Annotated in this window: 15 protein-coding genes; 8 read left to right on the top strand and 7 right to left on the bottom strand. The window is 52.2% G+C overall.

All coding sequences use genetic code 11. The features are described from left to right. Nucleotides 1-74 precede the first annotated feature (74 nt). The 4 genes from HMPREF9412_RS13690 to HMPREF9412_RS13675 form a co-directional block, all read right to left on the bottom strand. On the bottom strand, nucleotides 75-1,424 hold the full coding sequence (locus HMPREF9412_RS13690; RefSeq protein WP_009592184.1) for an ABC transporter substrate-binding protein: 1,350 nt from the start codon (nucleotides 1,422-1,424) through the stop codon (nucleotides 75-77). Between the two features lie 98 nt (nucleotides 1,425-1,522). Continuing rightward, entirely contained in the window at nucleotides 1,523-2,422 is a 900-nt protein-coding gene (locus tag HMPREF9412_RS13685; RefSeq protein WP_009592205.1) for a carbohydrate ABC transporter permease, read from the bottom strand. A gap of 14 nt (nucleotides 2,423-2,436) precedes the next feature. Further along, nucleotides 2,437-3,327 (bottom strand): carbohydrate ABC transporter permease, encoded by an 891-nt coding sequence (locus HMPREF9412_RS13680; protein ID WP_009592178.1) that lies wholly within the window; start codon nucleotides 3,325-3,327, stop codon nucleotides 2,437-2,439. Continuing rightward, on the bottom strand, nucleotides 3,314-4,645 hold the full coding sequence (locus HMPREF9412_RS13675; RefSeq protein WP_009592180.1) for a glycoside hydrolase family 125 protein: 1,332 nt from the start codon (nucleotides 4,643-4,645) through the stop codon (nucleotides 3,314-3,316). The genes HMPREF9412_RS13680 and HMPREF9412_RS13675 overlap by 14 nt, the downstream gene beginning before the upstream one ends. Nucleotides 4,646-5,169: 524 nt before the next feature. Between HMPREF9412_RS13675 and sigK the strand changes: the two genes are divergently transcribed. Further along, the gene (gene sigK / locus HMPREF9412_RS13670) at nucleotides 5,170-5,871 is read left to right on the top strand and encodes an RNA polymerase sporulation sigma factor SigK (RefSeq protein ID WP_006208952.1); all 702 of its coding nucleotides are present in this window, start codon (nucleotides 5,170-5,172) and stop codon (nucleotides 5,869-5,871) included. Nucleotides 5,872-6,050: 179 nt separating this feature from the next. On the opposite strand, the gene HMPREF9412_RS13665 is transcribed toward sigK, so the two are convergent. The 3 genes from HMPREF9412_RS13665 to HMPREF9412_RS13655 form a co-directional block, all read right to left on the bottom strand. Then, complete coding sequence (locus HMPREF9412_RS13665; RefSeq protein ID WP_009592169.1) at nucleotides 6,051-6,323, bottom strand: hypothetical protein; 273 nt, start codon at nucleotides 6,321-6,323, stop codon at nucleotides 6,051-6,053. Nucleotides 6,324-6,517: 194 nt separating this feature from the next. Next, nucleotides 6,518-6,796, bottom strand: coding sequence for a hypothetical protein (locus HMPREF9412_RS13660; RefSeq protein ID WP_009592141.1), 279 nt, complete (start codon nucleotides 6,794-6,796; stop codon nucleotides 6,518-6,520). Nucleotides 6,797-6,897: 101 nt separating this feature from the next. Next, nucleotides 6,898-7,734, bottom strand: coding sequence for a sugar phosphate isomerase/epimerase family protein (locus tag HMPREF9412_RS13655; protein WP_009592194.1), 837 nt, complete (start codon nucleotides 7,732-7,734; stop codon nucleotides 6,898-6,900). A gap of 301 nt (nucleotides 7,735-8,035) precedes the next feature. On the opposite strand from HMPREF9412_RS13655, the gene HMPREF9412_RS13650 reads away from it, so the two are divergent. The 7 genes from HMPREF9412_RS13650 to HMPREF9412_RS13620 all read left to right on the top strand — a co-directional run bounded on the left by HMPREF9412_RS13650 (nucleotide 8,036) and on the right by HMPREF9412_RS13620 (nucleotide 14,815). Next, nucleotides 8,036-9,001, top strand: coding sequence for an acetylxylan esterase (locus HMPREF9412_RS13650; protein ID WP_009592158.1), 966 nt, complete (start codon nucleotides 8,036-8,038; stop codon nucleotides 8,999-9,001). Nucleotides 9,002-9,290: 289 nt separating this feature from the next. Then, a complete protein-coding gene (locus HMPREF9412_RS13645) occupies nucleotides 9,291-9,665 on the top strand; it encodes a DUF2294 domain-containing protein (RefSeq protein ID WP_009592183.1) in 375 nt (124 codons plus the stop codon). Nucleotides 9,666-9,815: 150 nt separating this feature from the next. After that, nucleotides 9,816-10,595 carry an ABC transporter ATP-binding protein gene (locus HMPREF9412_RS13640; RefSeq protein ID WP_009592193.1) on the top strand — a complete coding sequence of 260 codons (780 nt, stop codon included), beginning with the start codon at nucleotides 9,816-9,818 and terminating at the stop codon, nucleotides 10,593-10,595. A 27-nt stretch (nucleotides 10,596-10,622) separates the two neighbouring features. Then, a complete protein-coding gene (locus HMPREF9412_RS13635) occupies nucleotides 10,623-11,504 on the top strand; it encodes an ABC transporter permease (protein WP_009592201.1) in 882 nt (293 codons plus the stop codon). 53 nt (nucleotides 11,505-11,557) lie between these two features. After that, nucleotides 11,558-12,601, top strand: coding sequence for an ABC transporter substrate-binding protein (locus HMPREF9412_RS13630; protein WP_009592197.1), 1,044 nt, complete (start codon nucleotides 11,558-11,560; stop codon nucleotides 12,599-12,601). A gap of 47 nt (nucleotides 12,602-12,648) precedes the next feature. Next, entirely contained in the window at nucleotides 12,649-13,311 is a 663-nt protein-coding gene (locus tag HMPREF9412_RS13625; protein WP_009592147.1) for a cysteine hydrolase family protein, read from the top strand. Between the two features lie 100 nt (nucleotides 13,312-13,411). Further along, nucleotides 13,412-14,815 carry an MFS transporter gene (locus HMPREF9412_RS13620; protein ID WP_009592196.1) on the top strand — a complete coding sequence of 468 codons (1,404 nt, stop codon included), beginning with the start codon at nucleotides 13,412-13,414 and terminating at the stop codon, nucleotides 14,813-14,815. Nucleotides 14,816-14,823: the final 8 nt, after the last annotated feature.

Genomic DNA, 14,823 nt, shown 5'->3' with positions numbered 1-14,823 from the left:
CCTCCTTCATTTTCAATTCGAAGCCGATCCGGGCAGAATCGAGATCGGCTTCATGAGTGGTTAACGTTTCCCGGCTATTTGCCGGTGGTTATCACGTTATTGATTTTTTCAGCCATCACATCCAGTTCGGTGATCGGCGCTTTGCCCATCAGTATGTTTTTCCAAGAGGCCTCTATGAACGGGTACGCTTTGCCCGCCCACGTCGACAGGAAACGAACCGGCTGCGTATTCGGGGATTTCAGAATATGGTCGAGGCCTTCGCCCACTTCCGGATGGCCCGCCGCTTTCAGCGCATCGTAATAAGCTGCGGAAGATGCTTGATAAGCCGCAGGAGCGACCGGGGTCGATGGGAGGACCTCTTCATACATTTTGGAGTCCAGGTACTTGAGCACTTTCCATACCGCTTCCGGATTTTTGAGCGTTGCAGGGCTGGACCAGCCTACGGCGTCATAAATTTCGGTCTGGCTGTTCACCACCGGCATCGGCGCGTAGCCCCATTCCAATTCCTTGGGAGCCGTGCGGATCAGATCGTCCGCTACCCACTGTCCTTGCAGGGTCATCGGAACTTTGCCTTGTTTGAACGAGCTCATGGCATTCGTTAAATCAAAGGTAGGGGGATTCATGTAGCCGTTTGCAATCGCGGACTTATACTTTTCGACGCCTTCCCTGAACGGGTCGCTGATTTCGACCTTCGTCGGGTTGATTATGGCGTCGGCAAAGGGAGCGCCGCCCGCGGAAACCGAATAGAGTGAGACGTGGAAGGGATCAAGGGGGGCATAATAACCGAATTGCTGCACGCCGCCTTGATTGCTCGAAAGCTTCTCCATCGCCGCAAAAAATTCGTCATAGGTCCAGCCGATTTTCGGTTCCGGAAGGCCTGCCTCCTGGAAGGACTTTTTATTGTAAAAAATGCCGTACGTGTTCAAGAGACCCGGTAAGCCAACCAATTTGCCCTCATAGTACCAGCTGTCCACCACGCCTTCGTAAAAGCCCTCCATGAACGCTTTGTCCTGGGTGGCAAGCTCCGTCCAGTCGTAGAGAAGTCCCTTGCCGGCATTATCGAGCAGCATGTCGTTGCCGGTCATGAAGATGTCCGGCGCTTTCTTGGCTGTGATCATTCCGTTGATCTTGACGCCGTAATTATCCAATGGCGTAGGGATGAGTTTTACTTTGATGTCGGGGTTTTCCTCTTCGAATTTTTTCATGGATGCCATGATTTTTTCGTTCATGGCCGCCGACTCCCAAGTAATCATCGTGACTTCGACGGGTTTGCTGGATCCCGCGTTATCCTGTCCGGACGGCGCGTTCCCGGAGTCTGCCGAACCGGAGCCTCCGCCGCCGTTCCCGCCGCATGCGGCCAGCAGACTTGAGAAGAACAATAAAGCGATGATTGCGCTGGCCCACCCTTTTGCACCCTGTCTCATTGAAAGACCTCCCCAAAGGTAAATTTAATGAACTGAACATCACCTGTTATCGCTTGGAGCCAACCCGGTCTGCATCACCTCCCATCCGTGAGGACGACTTACTTCAAGCCTGCGGAATTCATGGAGCCGAGCCCCTGCATAAAAAATTTCTGGCCAAAGAAGAAGAGCAGCAGCATCGGCAGGATATAAATCAGATCCGCGGCCATGAACAAATTCCAGGCGGTCGCATAGGTGCCTGTATAGGTAGCCATTGCCAGAGACAGCGTCCATTTGCTTGGGTCGATAATATAGAGCAGGGGTTCCAAATATTGATTCCATGCGCCTTGGAACGCAAAGATCACCATGGTCATGATCACCGGCATCGACATGGGCACCAATACTTTAAGCAGCACATAAAGGTCCGAAGCCCCGTCGATTTTGGCCGCCTCGTCAAACGAAACGGAAATCGTTCTTAAATACTGGACGAACAGGAACGAGAACGTGGCGTTTCCAAAAAAAGCGGGCACGATGATAGGCAGCCACGAATCGTACCATCCGATGCTGGTGTACAGATTAAACATGGGAATCATGCCTACGAATCCGGGAAGCATGAGGCTTCCTATAAATAGCGAGAACCACAGCTTCCGGCCCGGGAACTTCAGCCGTGCGAGCCCGTACCCGACCAGCACCGAGCTGATAATCTGCCCGATCGTGCAGGTGATGGCAATGAACAGGGAGTTCCCGAATGTTTGCCAAAAGTTGATTTCCTTCGTTCCGGTCACAAAATTGGACCAATGAAATTCCCGCGGAAACCATTCAGGCGGAATTTTGAACACGTCATTGTTGCTCTTCAGCGCAATGGTGACCATCCAGAAGAGGGGGAACAGCATCGCTATGGCGCCGATGGCCAGGATGATAAATCGAAAGGCGTCAATCCAATTGAATCTTGCTCTCCGCTTCACGCGTATGTCCGCTGGATTCAGGTTTCCTCTTAGTTCCGGCCGTACTTCCGCTTGCATCGCTTCTTACCCCCTTATTTGTCGCTTTCGTAATAAACGAACCGGTTGGAGTACCGGTAAGAAATCACGGTAAAAATCATGATGATAACGAAGAGAACCCATACCTCCGCGATGGCATAACCAAACATTCTTCCGTTGAAGGCATCGGTATAGATTTTATAATTCAGCAAGGAAGTGGAGAAATTCGGTCCGCCTCCGGTCAGCACCTGAACCTGGTTAAACGCCTGGAATGCGCCGATGATGCCGAGTATAAGCTGCAGAAACAGGATGGGCGTGATCATCGGAAGCGTAATATTGATCGACATTCGCCATCGGGAGGCGCCGTCGACTTCGGCGGCTTCATACATGTCCTGCGGAACGGACTGCAGCCCGCTCAGAAAGATGATGACGCTGGAACCGACCTGCCATAAACCGATCAACACGATCGATGGAAGCGCTGTCGTTTCGCTCGTCAGCCATGTGCCCGGCGCCAGCCCGAACTCCCTTAGCAGGGAATTCGCCAGCCCGTATTGCGGCTCATATATGAACTGCCACAACGTGAGCGTAGCGATGGAGGGAACGACGACCGGAAGATAAAAGATGGTGCGAAACCATTTGATGCCGGTCAGGTTTTTGTTCAGCATCATCGCCAACAACAAACCTAGGATCAGCGATAACGGAACACTCAGGATTACGAAATAAAACGTCGCGCGGATCGATGGCCAGAAAGCCGGATCCTCCGTGAACAGGTATCTAAAGTTCTCGAAGCCGATAAAACGGGGGGTGTCGTACCCGCTCCATTCCGTCAAGGCATAATACATGGACGAAAGCAGGGGATATCCGACAAAAACACTGAAGCCGATAATGGACGGCAAAATGAACAGATAGCCGATGACCCAGCCGCGTAGCTTTCTATTGGTTCCCATGATGATCCCGATGACCTCCTAGGCGTTCATTCGCTTTGACCCGAATGCCGTTATAGTCCATGATCAGCTCGCAGAACATCATATTTGCCCAAGAAAACCATGGGCGGGTATAACGGGCAGGGTCGTCGACCAGAAATCCTTCATGCATCATGCCGGTGCCGGCATCGGTATCCGCCATTAACCGAAGCAGACGAAGCTTCTCCTCTTGATCGGTGGTCGTCAAGCCCTGAATAGCCAGCGCTATCGGCCATATATACCGGTCCGGCGTATGGGGGCTCCCGATGCCGGCGGCGGCGGTGCCTTGGTAATAATACGGATTGGCATGGCTCAGCACGAACCTGCGGGTATTTTGATAGACCGGGTCATCGGCGCTTGCATAACCCAAATAGGGGATGGACAGCAGGCTTGGGACGTTAGCGTCATCCATAAGCAGGTGGTTTCCCATTCCGTCCGTCTCATAGGCGTAAATTCTTCCGTATTCGGGATGGTCGAGCACCCCGTACATCTCGATGCCATGCCGGATTTCATCCGCCAGTTTCGCCGCTTCCGCCTCCATCTCGGGATCTCGCAGGACGTCTCGGCAAATTTCCGCCAGATAACCGAGCACGACGACGGCGAACATATTCGACGGAATCAGATAACCATAGGCGCAGGCGTCGTCGCTCGGACGGAAGCCGGACCAGGTCATTCCGGTATAAGCCACTTCCGTGCCTTTACCGCCGCGGGGCAGCGTGTCGCTTGGAGGACAGTTAAAGCGTTCGAAGTAATACGGCGATTTCGATTCATGATGCTGTTCGGTTCGCCAGAGGGCAAGAATCGCCTTGGCAGCTGAATGGAATGTGTGATCGAGGTGAGAGGTTCTGCCGGTTTCTTTCCACAACAGGTAAGCAAGCTGGAGGGGGTAACACAATGAATCGACCTCATATTTGCGCTCCCAAAGCCAGGGGTTCATGGCGGTGCGATCGTTCTGATGGCCTTGACCGGAAGGCGAATCATTAAACGCGTTGGCGTACGGATCCAGCAGGATGAATGCCGACTGCCTCCGTACGAGCCCTTCGATCAGATCGGCCAGTCTGGGGTCTTGGCCTGCCGGAACGAGGAACGGCCGGATTTGCGCCGCCGAATCCCTCAGCCACATGGCCGGAATATCGCCGGTAATAACAAAGGTAGTGCCGTCTGGCTGTCTTCGGATGGTCGATCCCAGCGTGTTGTCCAGCATGCTCCTGAACATATGCCCAAGTTTCGGATCATCCGGGGTGCCTTCGGATACCGTGCGGTGCAAATCATGCAAAACAGCAAAATAGTCCAACGTAAACATGTTAGCTCTTCTCCCTTCCATAGTTCCGGGTGTCGATCGTTGCTGTCATGCCCATATATAAAACGCTTACATTCAATATAATTACATACCAATTTAATGTCAATATATTATATTTAATAAATTTTATGCTATTATATTATTTTGTTGTACTGCACGAGTTGATGGTGGTTCTTTGGGTCGTTTGCTTAGCATTGAAGTGGGATCTCTTTGGTTTCAAGATGTGAATTTTACAGGCCTTTATATTTATATCATGTTATATTGATATGGGGCGTACCTCTGGATTTTCGTGTTTCGGATCGTTTATGTTTGTCAGCCGGATCCATTAGATCCGCAGAAACTCGATTGGCCCAGGAGTGCAAATGGCGTTGAAATTTACGGGAAAGGGATAGCGCATTTAACGTTTTTACGCATCAGTTTCCCCCGTACAGGCACTTCTGGGCCGCTGCCTACATACAATGAGAAGACCGAGAAACCGAGCGCGATAAGGGCCGGTTGCATTGTAACTTCGCAGGAGGTGTCCTAAAGTGCCTGGATTGTTTACCGCAATTGCTTTGTTCATTAAAGAGTTGACCCTGCTCGTTTCGTATGTGAAAAACAACGCGTTTCCCCAGCCTCTGACCGAGGAGGAGGAAGCTAAACATCTGCAGCGAATGGCCGAAGGCGATCCTCAGTCGCGGAATAAACTGATTGAGCATAATCTTCGGCTGGTCGCGCACATCGTCAAAAAGTTCGATAACACCGGCGAGGATCTGGAAGATCTCATATCCATCGGCACCATCGGTCTGATCAAAGCCATTGAAAGCTTTCGGCCCAACAAGGGGACGAAGCTGGCGACTTTTGCTGCCCGTTGTATAGAAAACGAAATATTGATGCACTTGCGTTCGCTTAAGAAAACGCGCAAGGACGTATCCCTGCATGATCCGATCGGAACGGACAAAGAGGGGAATGAGATTACTCTAATAGATATCCTCGGGACGGAAGCGGATGACATTGTGGATGCCGTGCAGCTGAAAATCGAAAAGAGCAAAATTTATCGAAATCTGGACATATTGGACGACCGCGAGAAGGAAGTTGTCATAGGACGGTTTGGATTGGAAGCCGGGGGAGAAGAACGGACGCAGCGGGAAATCGCCAAAGAACTGGGAATTTCGCGCAGCTACGTGTCGCGCATTGAGAAGCGGGCACTGATGAAGCTGTATCATGAGTTTTATAAGCAGAAACGATAAGAAGTGGCTGTTTTCACATCAAAAGGATTGAAGAGGATTGTCTATATAAAGAAAGATGAAGCCACTTCCACATGATGGAAGTGGCTTTATCTTAGTTGTTTCGGGTTAGAAAAAACGATGTTCGGCTAGGGGTTTCGGAAATTAGGTGTGCTCAGTCAATACTATCATGATGCACGGTGTTATGTAGGGTTCGGCGCGCTCTGCTTGAAGAGTGAACGCAGATCCAGGTGCGCATGACGCTCGGATTTGAGCTGCTGCCATTGCAGCACGCGGCGGATCGCCATCGGGGCGATGATGCTGCCGATCATGCCGAGCAGATCGGATTGAAGCGCTCTTTGAGCGATGATATACCCGCAAGAACCGCCGATAAATTCGATGGACATGTAGCGCTTGATGTTGGATAACGAGACGACATAAATCACGAATTCATTCTTCTTTTTCATAATGGGCATGGTATACTCCCCGCTCCCTCATGTCTTTTAACACCCCAGCCAAAGGTGTTTCTTCCTGTGTTAGATCCGCGTTTTTTTACATGCCATTTTATGTATTTTTATAGGCCATTATGCTTCCGGTGCGGGTGAATACAAGCCTTGTTACGACAAAAACCAACCGTCTTGTCCAAAGAATGACGGTTGGTTATAAACTCCTACTCCGGTTTCTTTTGTCCCGGATCTGCTTGCATGCTCTCGTCTTCGCCGGGATACTCCCGCTCGATGCCCATGTGCAGCTGGCGATCCTCATAATCGAACCGATTCGGAGGCCGCTGATCCTTGCGCCAAGGCGTGCTCTTGCCGAGGGAATCGCTGCGAAGATCGGAACCGTAGGGTCCCTCGGGAAATTCCTCTGCCACCAGATCGTTCCGTTGGGACTCGACGGTAGACAAATCCGTAGACTCCGCTCGTTTTTCTTTCTCAAACCCGTTCATGCTAAAGACCTCCCGAAAAGGTACTTAACGTACCCTTTCAGTGTACCCTGTATTAGAGGAATCATTCCGATATGTGCGTGGCACCGAGTGCAAACTAAATATTACAGACCTGCAGCGCCGAATACGCTGTTGAAGGCTTGGCGCGATTTGGCAGCCAGCTCCTCTGGAGTACCCGTCGGTGTGGAAGGCGTCAAAATTTCTTGCGTTACCGGGCCCTTATAGCCGATATCGTTCAGGGCCTGAAGGAAGCCTGGCAAATCAATCACGCCCTCACCCGGGTAAAGGCGGTCATTATCGAGTACGTCCCGAATTGGAATGTCCTTGGCATCGTTGATGTGGACATGAACAATCTGGTCTGCGCGCAGCTGCCGGATATCGTCGGTTGTCATCTCGTTGGTGTACCAGTGATAGGCATCATACAGCAGCCCGACATTCGGCTCCCCGATGGCATCGATCCAATCCAACGTCTCTTGTACCGTCCATATGAACGGGTTCTTCCATTGGGTGCGCAGATGGTGCGGACCGACGAACTCCAGGCCCAATCGGATTCCGTATGCTCCCAGAATGCTGGCGCAGGCCCGCAGCCTGGAAGTGGCCAGCGCCATGAAATGGGCTGCAGGCGCGTCCGTGGAAGGAAGAATGTATGTACAGCAGCGAGTGCAGCCAAGCGCCTTGGCGGCGGCCGCGGCGGCCGGCAGCTTCTCGAGTCCGCTTAGGAACTGCTCGTTCGACCCTCTCCAGTCCACCGGGAGACCGATCGCCCCGATTTCCAGTTGGCGGGATTGCAGCATTTCGGCAGCCGCTTCCGCGCCAAGCCGGTCCACAAGACCTTTGGCATCGATATCGACGCATTGGAATTCATATTTGGCCGCAAGCTCGATAAACTGTAAATCGCTTTCAAGTTTTCCGAGCCCTGCGCCTGTTAAACCTTGCAGCATATTCATCGTCTCCATTCGCTATATGATGTCGTATTGCTAGAAGCGGGTGCTTGTTTATATCAACCCGTTTGGCATTTCATAGTTTCTATTATGATATGTTCGACTCTATAAATCTATGATCGCTTTTTATTTTTTTGAAGAAAGATAACGATGGTGGCCGCAGTTGATTCGTTATTTTGAGAGGATTTTGTAATAAACCGGCATGAATTCCTGCCGTTTCGAAGGGGATGAAGCACGTTATGCCGAAATAACCATGTCGATGAACTTTCACTTTACACGCGAAAAGGAGATTTAACACAGAATGAATACTATTGAGCAGCGTAAGAAAGAGCTTGGCAACTTGCGTCCGGAACCAACGATCGACGAGCAGGCTTTGAATGTTTTTTGGGAGGGGGCGCTAAAGTCGCATGGGGACAGACCGCTTCGCATGGTTAGTAAACCGGAAATTACGCCATATCCCCATATGGAGGTATCTCGGGTAACCTATCATGGATATGATGATACTCCTATCAACGCTTGGTATATAGCGCCGGCTAATCATTCATCGAAAGCAGAGACTAGGCCGTGTATCGTAACCTTCCCGGGTTATACCGGAGACCGCGGATTTCCTGAACGGTATGCTCATTGGCTGATGCTGGGGTATTCGGTATTTGCCGTTGACGTCAGGGGTCAGGGCGGGGAGACGGGGAATTTGCTGCCGCTGGACAGCGGCGTGGTTAAAGGCTGGGTGTCGCAGGGGATTACGGATATCCATCGCTCCTATTACATGGCCATTGCCATGGATGCCGTGAGAGCCGTGGATGCGGCATCACGGCAGCCGGGAGTAGACCCTGCAAAAATCGCCGTGGTGGGCGGGAGCCAGGGCGGCGGCCTGTCGATGCTGGCAGGGGCGCTGAATCCCAAGGTTGCGGCCATCGTAGCCGACATTCCCAACATGTGCAGGATGGATTACGGCATTTTGTATTCGGTCAGCTCGCTGAACGAAATCGCCCAATACATAAAGCGGTACCCGGAGCAGCTGGATCAGATTTTGGCACATCTCGCGCATTTTGACATGCTGAATCTCGCGCCGAGAATCCAGGCCCCGATCATGGTGTCCGTCGGATGGAAGGATACGGTTTGCATGCCCGAGACTATCTATGCGGCTTACAACCGGATTGAGGCGGCAAAAGAAATCAGGGATTATCCGTTCTCCGGCCATGAAGTCAGTGAGTACCAGAAGCGGGAGGGTGTCTTGTTCCTGGAACGGGTATTTAACCGGAGATAGACAAATGAACGGAACGTGAAGATGGGAAGATGGGGCTTTTGTTCCGGTCAAGCAAGTGTAAAGGTGTGAAAAAGAGATTGCGCACGAACGGTATAACACAGGTTTTAGTGTTATATATATGTAATATAAATTAACATAAAACTAAATATTGTTAACTTTTTTAACGTAAATGTATTGACAATCCTCTGTGTTTGCCTATAATTAAACCCAAGGACACAACGAACTCGATAAACACCCTATACCTACCCCAGTCAATGTAATAATAATTTACACAAAGGGATGTTGAGCCATGATGACAGCAGGCGAACTCAAACAGGATCTTTTGAGGGTTTACAACGCGATAAATAAGAAAATATTTAACGTGGGTGTAAAGCAGCAAAAAGTCGATTTCGTTGGCAACAAAATCATCATTGTGTCGAGGAATAGTAGAGTCCCCGTCCTAAAACTGCTGGATGAGAATTACCCCCTCTCTACCCGGCAGTTGGACCACCTTTTATTCCAGGTGTTCAAGCAGGAGATTAAAACCAGCCTGGAAGAGAAGTTTCCGTTTAAAATCATCTCCATTCTTAAAGATTATGATGCAGAGACCGAGTTTTCCGGTACCATCGTATTCTTGGAGAAGGAGATAGAAACATATCTGAACGACATGCCGGAACTCGGGTAGAGAGCGGGCCGATCGTCAGTTTGGTACCAAGGTACACGTTGGTGTGCGGCTTGGGGCTGGACTGGCGATTTTTTGTTACATCCGCTTTTGAAAATAAATGTGTGTTGTTACTGAAAAGAACATGAAACTCAAAGAAGAGGAGGAAGGGCCATGACTCACAAAATCGAAATTTCGGGCGTCAGCAAATGGTTTCGCAGAAACGGGGAAGAGATTCCGGCCATGCGGGAGACGAGTCTGGCGATCGAGGAGGGGCGTTTTGTCAGCATAATCGGTCCCAGCGGTTGCGGCAAATCCACCCTGTTCAACATTATCGCCGGCCTGATGCCTCCTTCCACGGGCAAAGTGATGGCCGACGGAAAGGATATCGTCGGAACGACCGGTTATGTGGGCTATATGCTGCAAAAGGACATGCTTCTGCCATGGCGCACCATCCTCGATAACATCATTCTGGGCATGGAGGTTCGGGGAGTTCCCTACAAGGAAGCCGTGGAGAGGGCGCTGCCCTTGATGGAAAAATACGGTCTGAAGGGCTTTGACAAGCATTATCCGAAGGAACTCTCGGGAGGGATGAAACAGCGTGCCGCGCTGCTGCGGACGCTGCTCTACGACAGGGACATCATTTTGCTGGACGAGCCGTTCGGTGCGCTTGATGCACAGACCCGGTTGACCATGCAGAACTGGCTGCTGCAGATCTGGGAGGACTTTGGCAAAACGGTGCTGTTTGTCACCCACGACATCGATGAAGCGATTTACCTGTCGGATGACATCTACGTGTTCTCGTCCAGGCCCGGCCGGATCAAGTCCAAAATCACCGTGACGATGGAGCGTCCGCGCAAAACGGAAGACATGACGTCGCCGGCATTCATGGAGCTGAAGCATCATCTCATGGACCTGCTGTCGGCTGGGCATGAGGAAGAGCAAATATCGTAAAGCGAGAACGAAAGGAGAGTGAGCCTGATGGAAACTGCACGCAAAGAGGCTTTTATCGTACATGCCGTGACACCCTCGGATTCTGCCGCGGGTTCGTCCAAACGGCCGGAGGTAGTGCCGTACATATTGGATGAAGAGGGACTGGAGCGCCGCAGGAGCCAACGGATCGTTTGGGGAAGGGCCGCTGTAGCCGTGCTTGTTTTTCTGGTATGGGAAGTGTTCACGCGAATCGGCCTGCTGGACTCCTATTATTGGAGCAGCCCCAGCGCGATCCTTCGCACAACCTGGACCCAAATCACCGAGGGGACCTTGTTAAGGGATATTACGTACACGTCCGGCTCAACCATACTCGGGTTTGTGTTCGGCACCTTCCTCGGTGCACTGCTCGGACTATCATTCTGGTGGTCGAAATCGTATGCAGGGATCAGCGAGCCGTACCTAATCATACTGAATGCATTGCCCAAACTCGCCTTAGCGCCCGTACTCGTCATTCTGCTCGGAATCGGATTCTTCTCGAAGGTGGCTCTGGCGTTCTCCATGACGGTTGTCGTGTCGGCCCTGTCGGCATACAGCGGCGTGAAGAGCGTGGACCCGGATATGGAAAAGCTGATGTACTCCCTGGGCGCCAAGCGGCATCAGGTCTTTACCAAGGTCGTTGTACCGTGGTCCATGCCCTGGATCATCAGCAGTTTACGGATTAATATCGCCCTTGCGCTGGCAGGTGCCATCGTGGGCGAGTTCATCGCCTCAAGCCAGGGCGTCGGCCGGATGATTATGTATGCAGGAACGATATTGGATATCAACCTCGTGTGGGTGGGCGTCGTCGTCCTGTCGCTGCTGTCTATGGTGATGTACTGGGGCGTCGTCGTCCTGGAGAAGTGGTTATCCAAGGGCTTGACCAAGCAATAGCACTAGACACATCCACCAAAAACGAACTATTTCTATTAAAAAGGGGAATTCATATGAACAAAAAAATGAGGAAACGTTCACTGCTGTTCGCACTGGTCATGGTCACCGCCCTGCTTGGCGCCTGCGGCAACGAGAAAAGCAACGGCAGCACCGTCTCCGCATCCGGCGACGGGAAGCTCAAGAAAATCGTGATCGCCGAGCCGCTCCACTCCACGGGCTATCTTCCCCTGTACGTCGCACAGCGCGAGGGCTATTTCGAGAAAAGAGGGCTGGACGTCGAGGTTATCCAAGCGGCAGGGGGAGCGCACGTAACCGCCGTGGTCAGCGGTGATGCCTGGGGCGTTATCGGCGGGACGGAGTCCAATGCCTTGGCCAACAACAACAATTCCGACCCGATCATCTCGGTCGTCAATGTCGTCAATCGGGCGAACGTGTATTTAATGGCTAAGAAAGGCACCGCGCCTGCGAGCGATTCCCCCGAAGACCTGAAGGCATTTTTGCAAGGGAAAAAGATTAACGCCGGCCGCCATGGAGGGACACCGAATCTCTTAACCCGCTATCTTCTGATTCAGCTGGGGCTCGATCCGGAGAAGGATGTGCAGCTGCTGGAGCCGGCCGACGGCTCCACGGTGGTGACGATGGTTCAACAGGGCGCAGCCGATATCGCCAATGGAGCCGAACCGCAAATCAGCGACGGAATTTCGAAGAACGTGTGGGAGGAGCCGTTTTACAAATTTCATGATCTCGGGGATTTCTCGTATTCGGTACTCAGTGTGAAGAAGTCTACCATCGAGAAGGATCCGGAAGCCGTGCAAAGCTTTACCGATGCCATCATCGAAGCACTTGAAGTCGTCCAGTCGGATAAGGAGCTGGCCAAGAAGAATCTGAAAGCCGAATTCCCCACATTATCCGAGGATGCGATACAAGCTGCGCTGGACCGTGCCTATGCGGACAATCTGTGGAGCTTGGACGGGATGATTTCGGAAGAAGCGTTGAAGCATGATATGGATGTCATGATAGAGACCGGAATTTTTAAAGGGGATTATACCTATGATGCCCTGGTGGATATGCAGTTTGTGAACCAATCCAAGAAGTAAGCGTAAGAAGATTCCAAATATACGGGCTTGAAGGGGAGAGTGTCACGATGAAATCTTTGAATCAACTGATGCTGGGAAGCAAAGCGGCGGTGATCGTGGTGGATGTGCAAAACGATTATTGCCATCCGGAGGGGGCATTGCCTAGAGCAGGCTGCGATGTTAGCGGGGTGGCGGAGATGATGCCGCAGCTGCATAAGCTGCTTCATTCCGCCAGGGAGCTGAATGTGCCGATTATCTTCATCCAAACGCTGCATGAGAGCGCGACGGATTCCGAGGCTTGGGCGACCAGGTCCTCCGGACGCTCGGCTCATGTGTGCCGGAGGGGAAGCTGGGGAGCGGAATTTTACGAGATCACGCCCGAGGCGGACGATATCATTGTCAATAAACACCGGTACAGCGCATTTGTGAATACTAGGCTGGATTCGGTATTAAAGACGCTGAAGATCGAGACCTTGATCATGACGGGGGTCAGCACCAATGTGTGCGTGGAATCGACGGCCCGGGACGGCTTCATGCTGGATTATCATATCGTGCTTGCGTCGGATGCCTGCGCGTCGTATTCGCAAACGGCCCATGACATGACACTCGAGAATATCGAGGGTTATTTCGGGAAAGTTAGTGAGGTGGCGCGGCTTATCGATATTTGGATGGATAAAAAAGCCGAGGAACCAGTGCGGCCGAAATCGGCGGCGCAGCCGGCCATCGGTTAGCTTGCAAGGTACGCAGGTTCAAGCAGGGTGGAGCTCTCCGCATGGGGAGCTTTTTCTCTGAGCGGCACCGAAATTCATGAATAAAGCGGGTGAGTCCTGCATGAACAGCAAATCAAGGATGATCGTTCAATACACCATATGTTTAGGAGCATTTCTGTCCAATCTGTCGGCCGGCATGTTCAACATCGCGCTTGTAGATATCGCAAGAACATTTGATTCCGCCATCCCCGCGGCACAGTGGATCGTGACCGCATATTTGCTTGTCATCTCCATCCTGCTCCCGGTCATGGGTAAGCTTGGGGACATGCTGGGCAGGCGGAGGATCCACAATATCGGCTATTTCGTGTTTATGGCCGGTGCGCTATGCTGCGCATTGTCTCCTTCATTAAACGGGCTGATATCTTCCCGCATTCTTCAAGGCATCGGAGCGGCCATGTATCAAGCCACGAATATGGCACTCATCATCTCCGTGTTTCCGAAGGAACAACGCGGCAAAGCGCTGGGTTTAATCAGCACCTTCGTGGCTGCGGGCTCCATGATCGGTCCGAGCCTTGGCGGCATATTGATTCAATGGTTTTCGTGGCGGAGCAACTTTTGGCTGCTAACAGCGATCTCGCTGGTTGCATGGATATTCGCGCAGCGTTTCATTCCGAAGGACGAGCCGGATCAAGGCGTGAGCCGGCTGGACGTGCCCGGGGCTGCCTTTTTTGCGATATCCTTGACCGGACTGGTCACGGCCGTGAATTTGGGGGCTCAGTGGGGATGGGGCTCCTGGCAGGTTACGCTGCTGTTCATGATGTTCGGAGCCGGAGCCATCGCATTCATCGGGTGGTGCCTGTCTTCGCGCTGGGAGCGAAAAGGTAAGGGCCATCTTCCGTTTATGAAGCTGGATCTGTTTCGGGATGCAGGCGTTAGCGTCGGGATCCTCATTACCATCATCACCTACATGGCCGCTTTCTCCGCGCAGCTTGTGCTGCCCGTGTTTTTGCTCAGCGAGCTGGGCATCGAACCTGCGACGGCAGGGCTGATCATGATGGGGTACCCGTTGTCGCTGATCATATTCTCTCCCTTAAGCGGAAGCTTGTCGGACAAGCTGGGGACATTCCCGTTATTGTCTGCCGGCTTGCTGGCCATGACGGCGGCGCTAATCGTGCTGGGCTTTGTATCACCTGCGTATCCGATCTTCTTCCTGATCCTGCTTATCGTCCTGCTCGGCGGTTCCATGGGCTTGATCACGCCGCCGAACAATTCCCTGGTGATGGGCAGGACGTCCAAAACAGACCTCGGACTGATCAGCAGCATTTTGGCGCTGTCGCGAAATCTGGGGATGATGTTTGGCACGGCGGCGGGAGGTGCCATGCTGGCGCTTCCGGGTCAAGCGGCAGGGGGGCTTATCGGATTTCGCATGATATTTGTGCTGAATACGGCCCTGGTTGTCATCGTTTATGTCACGATGCTCATATCGTTTCGCTTCGCCAGGCATAAGGAGACGTTATCTTCGTAAAGGCAGAA

Source organism: Paenibacillus sp. HGF5, assembly GCF_000204455.1.
Classification (GTDB): Bacteria; Bacillota; Bacilli; order Paenibacillales; family Paenibacillaceae; genus Paenibacillus_AQ; species Paenibacillus_AQ lautus_A.
This window is presented reverse-complemented; position numbering and strand designations above follow the sequence as displayed.

Excerpts from the sequence above, each read along its gene's own strand:
- HMPREF9412_RS13665 (WP_009592169.1), bottom strand. The coding sequence starts at position 6,323 with ATGCCCATTATGAAAAAGAAGAATGAATTCGTGATTTATGTCGTCTCG.
- HMPREF9412_RS13640 (WP_009592193.1), top strand. The coding sequence starts at position 9,816 with ATGACTCACAAAATCGAAATTTCGGGCGTCAGCAAATGGTTTCGCAGA.
- HMPREF9412_RS13620 (WP_009592196.1), top strand. The coding sequence starts at position 13,412 with ATGAACAGCAAATCAAGGATGATCGTTCAATACACCATATGTTTAGGA.
- HMPREF9412_RS13690 (WP_009592184.1), bottom strand. The coding sequence starts at position 1,424 with ATGAGACAGGGTGCAAAAGGGTGGGCCAGCGCAATCATCGCTTTATTG.
- HMPREF9412_RS13650 (WP_009592158.1), top strand. The coding sequence starts at position 8,036 with ATGAATACTATTGAGCAGCGTAAGAAAGAGCTTGGCAACTTGCGTCCG.
- HMPREF9412_RS13680 (WP_009592178.1), bottom strand. The coding sequence starts at position 3,327 with ATGGGAACCAATAGAAAGCTACGCGGCTGGGTCATCGGCTATCTGTTC.
- HMPREF9412_RS13630 (WP_009592197.1), top strand. The coding sequence starts at position 11,558 with ATGAACAAAAAAATGAGGAAACGTTCACTGCTGTTCGCACTGGTCATG.
- HMPREF9412_RS13685 (WP_009592205.1), bottom strand. The coding sequence starts at position 2,422 with ATGCAAGCGGAAGTACGGCCGGAACTAAGAGGAAACCTGAATCCAGCG.
- HMPREF9412_RS13625 (WP_009592147.1), top strand. The coding sequence starts at position 12,649 with ATGAAATCTTTGAATCAACTGATGCTGGGAAGCAAAGCGGCGGTGATC.
- HMPREF9412_RS13675 (WP_009592180.1), bottom strand. The coding sequence starts at position 4,645 with ATGTTTACGTTGGACTATTTTGCTGTTTTGCATGATTTGCACCGCACG.
- HMPREF9412_RS13655 (WP_009592194.1), bottom strand. The coding sequence starts at position 7,734 with ATGCTGCAAGGTTTAACAGGCGCAGGGCTCGGAAAACTTGAAAGCGAT.
- HMPREF9412_RS13660 (WP_009592141.1), bottom strand. The coding sequence starts at position 6,796 with ATGAACGGGTTTGAGAAAGAAAAACGAGCGGAGTCTACGGATTTGTCT.
- HMPREF9412_RS13635 (WP_009592201.1), top strand. The coding sequence starts at position 10,623 with ATGGAAACTGCACGCAAAGAGGCTTTTATCGTACATGCCGTGACACCC.
- HMPREF9412_RS13645 (WP_009592183.1), top strand. The coding sequence starts at position 9,291 with ATGATGACAGCAGGCGAACTCAAACAGGATCTTTTGAGGGTTTACAAC.